At 34.0% G+C, this 2,569-nt stretch carries 3 protein-coding genes; 2 read left to right on the forward strand and 1 reads right to left on the reverse strand.

What is annotated here, in order from left to right; translation table 11 throughout:
- Together B5P40_RS31385 and B5P40_RS31390 are read left to right on the forward strand one after the other, a co-directional pair.
- A partial coding sequence (locus B5P40_RS31385; RefSeq protein WP_113710499.1) for a recombinase family protein occupies nt 1-471 on the forward strand: 471 nt, incomplete at its 5' end.
- Between the two features lie 157 nt (nt 472-628).
- Nucleotides 629-1,342: an IS6 family transposase gene (locus B5P40_RS31390; protein WP_113710500.1), complete on the forward strand. Its 714-nt coding sequence runs from the start codon at nt 629-631 to the stop codon at nt 1,340-1,342.
- 56 nt (nt 1,343-1,398) lie between these two features.
- Here B5P40_RS31390 and B5P40_RS31395 read toward each other — a convergent pair whose 3' ends face one another.
- The gene (locus tag B5P40_RS31395) at nt 1,399-2,088 is read right to left on the reverse strand and encodes a hypothetical protein (protein ID WP_113710501.1); all 690 of its coding nucleotides are present in this window, start codon (nt 2,086-2,088) and stop codon (nt 1,399-1,401) included.
- Nucleotides 2,089-2,569: the final 481 nt, after the last annotated feature.

Here is a 2,569-nt window from a genome sequence, read left to right on the forward strand (position 1 = left end):
CTTAAGTTTTTGCACCAGAACCCTCTAGATCGTATGGGACGTAATTATGATGAAGTAATTTCAGAGTGGAAATACATAACAAGAGAATTACAAGCTGATATTGTTGTTTTAGAAAATGAAACTTTATTCGATAGCCGTAAGTTTCGTGAAATGGGTGACATGGGTCGGTTGATGGAAGATCAATTTTTATCTTTGCTTTCTTATGTTGCAGATCAAGAACGTAAAAAAATTCATCAGCGACAAGCGGAAGGAATTGCAGTAGCAAAATTTCAAGGGAAGCATTTAGGTCGTCCTCAGTTTAACCTTTCAACATTAAGCTCAAAGCAATTACTTCTAATAGAAGAAACTTATCCGAAGTGGAAAAATAGAGAAATAACTGGGGTTCAATTCATGGAGGTACTAGACTTGAAGAAAAATACTTTTTACAAAGTAATAAAAGAATATGAAAATACATTAAATGTCGGAGACTAAAATATGAAGAGTAAATTAATTATTGTGCTATGCCTTATAGGGATATTGGTTCCTAGTTCAAAAACTTTAGCAGATTGAGAAATTAGGTTCTGGTGCAAAAAATCTCTTAAATTTGGACATACTGATATTACTACTCTACAAAAGGTGTGTGATCAGTGTGGAAAAGGAAAATTTGTTCAAATGGAAGAATTATCAGCCTGAACTAATCTTATTAACAGTAAGGTGGTACCTACGGTACAATTTGAGCTTTCGTAACCTGGTGGAAATGATGGAGGAAAGAGGATTATCAATTGCTCACACAACGATTATGCGTTGGGTTCATCAATATGGACCTCAATTAGAAGAGAAAGTACGACATCATCTTAAATCAACAAATGACTCGTGGAGAGTCGATGAAACTTATATTAAAGTAAAAGGGCAATGGATGTATTTATATCGTGCAGTCGATTCAGAAGGTAATACAATTGATTTTTATCTAAGTAAATCAAGAGATAAACAAGCAGCCAAGCGCTTTTTCAAGAAAGCCTTGGCTTTTTCGTACGTTTCTAAACCTCGCGTGATATCAGTAGATAAGAACCCTGCCTATCCTGTAGCGATTCAAGAGTTGAAAGAAGAGAAACATATGCCTGAAGGCATACAACTAAGGCAAGTTAGATATCTCAATAATATAGTGGAACAAGATCACCGTTTTATTAAGAAACGTGTGCGTTCTATGATGGAATTCAAGTCATTTAAAACAGCAATTTCTATATTGAGTGGTGTTGAAGCCATGCATATGATGAAAAAAGGACAACTTCACCGACAGGTGAAGTCTACCCAAAATGAAGTTGAATTTGTACATAATTTATTTGGAATTGAACAGATTGTGTAGGTTCCCTATGTCTATATTAAATGATTTTTGCACCAGAACCCATTAAAATGTGCATGCTATCCCTTGGGAAATTTCTGTTCAATCTTATCATGTACTGATTCGATTTTTTCAGGCAACACAAATAAATATTCGATAAGGACTTCTGATAATTCTGTTAATAAATCTACTGTTTCATCATCAATTTCCTGTTGCAATTCAAGCATCCCATAAAGAGGACTGTCGGGATGAACGAGGTGGCCAATATCTTGAATCGGTTTAGTTAAATCGATATATTCTGACAATTGCTCGAATTGCTGGGAAAGAGACTGCCCATTACTTTGCTCTCCAAGAAAATGTTTGAGGACACTTTCAAGAACTCGTTTTGACAGTACTGCAGCAGCAGAATTATCTTTTACATTTAAAGTAGAGCGATATGCCCTGACAAGGTCTATAGGGATATGTTTATTGCGTTCGAGCTGATCCAAAGGATTTCTTAAATCCGAAGGACTATAAATATAAACCTCTACTTCTTCACTTATTCGATTCGGATAATCATTAAACATAATCACAAATTCTGATGGCTTTTGACATTCAAAACAAAGCCCTTCTGCGAATAATCCCCTTTTTGTAACTTGGTAAAAATTCGTTTTTAACGTAAATTCACTTGATTTACCGCATTTAGGACACTGACTTTTGACATTTTTCGGTACCTTTAAATACCCATACTGGGTATGAGACAAAATGGCCCCTGGCAATATTTTTCTCATTTAAACCTCCTAAAAACTCAACCCTAATACATAACTTATATAAATATTTTTGATAACTATTCAGTCACCTCATGAAGATATAAGATAGTTGGGGAAAATTACTAAAAAATATGTTTATCTGTTTTATCACAAGATGTAGTGGTATCACACATGTTTGTGTTGTAGCAAAAAAAATAGACCGACTTTTCGCCTATGAAACTCCTAAATTAAAGGTATAGCTGAGTAGTTATTATTCCTGTATAATTGATAATACAAATTTTTAAAGTTATACAAAAAGTATAACTTTAAAAATCATAATTACAATCTACAATATATGGAAATGATGTTTTTTATTAGTAGAGTGTCACCATAAATACCCACATTTTAACAAACATATAAGGACCACTTGGGTTCTGGTGCAAAAACTATAAAGCTCATGTAACGAATCTTCGAAACTTGGACATACTGATTGGTGGTTCTGGTGCAAAAATCGCAAGACTCT

Source organism: Bacillus sp. SRB_8 (genome assembly GCF_003264205.1).
Lineage (GTDB): Bacteria > Bacillota > Bacilli > Bacillales > Bacillaceae_G > Bacillus_A > Bacillus_A mycoides.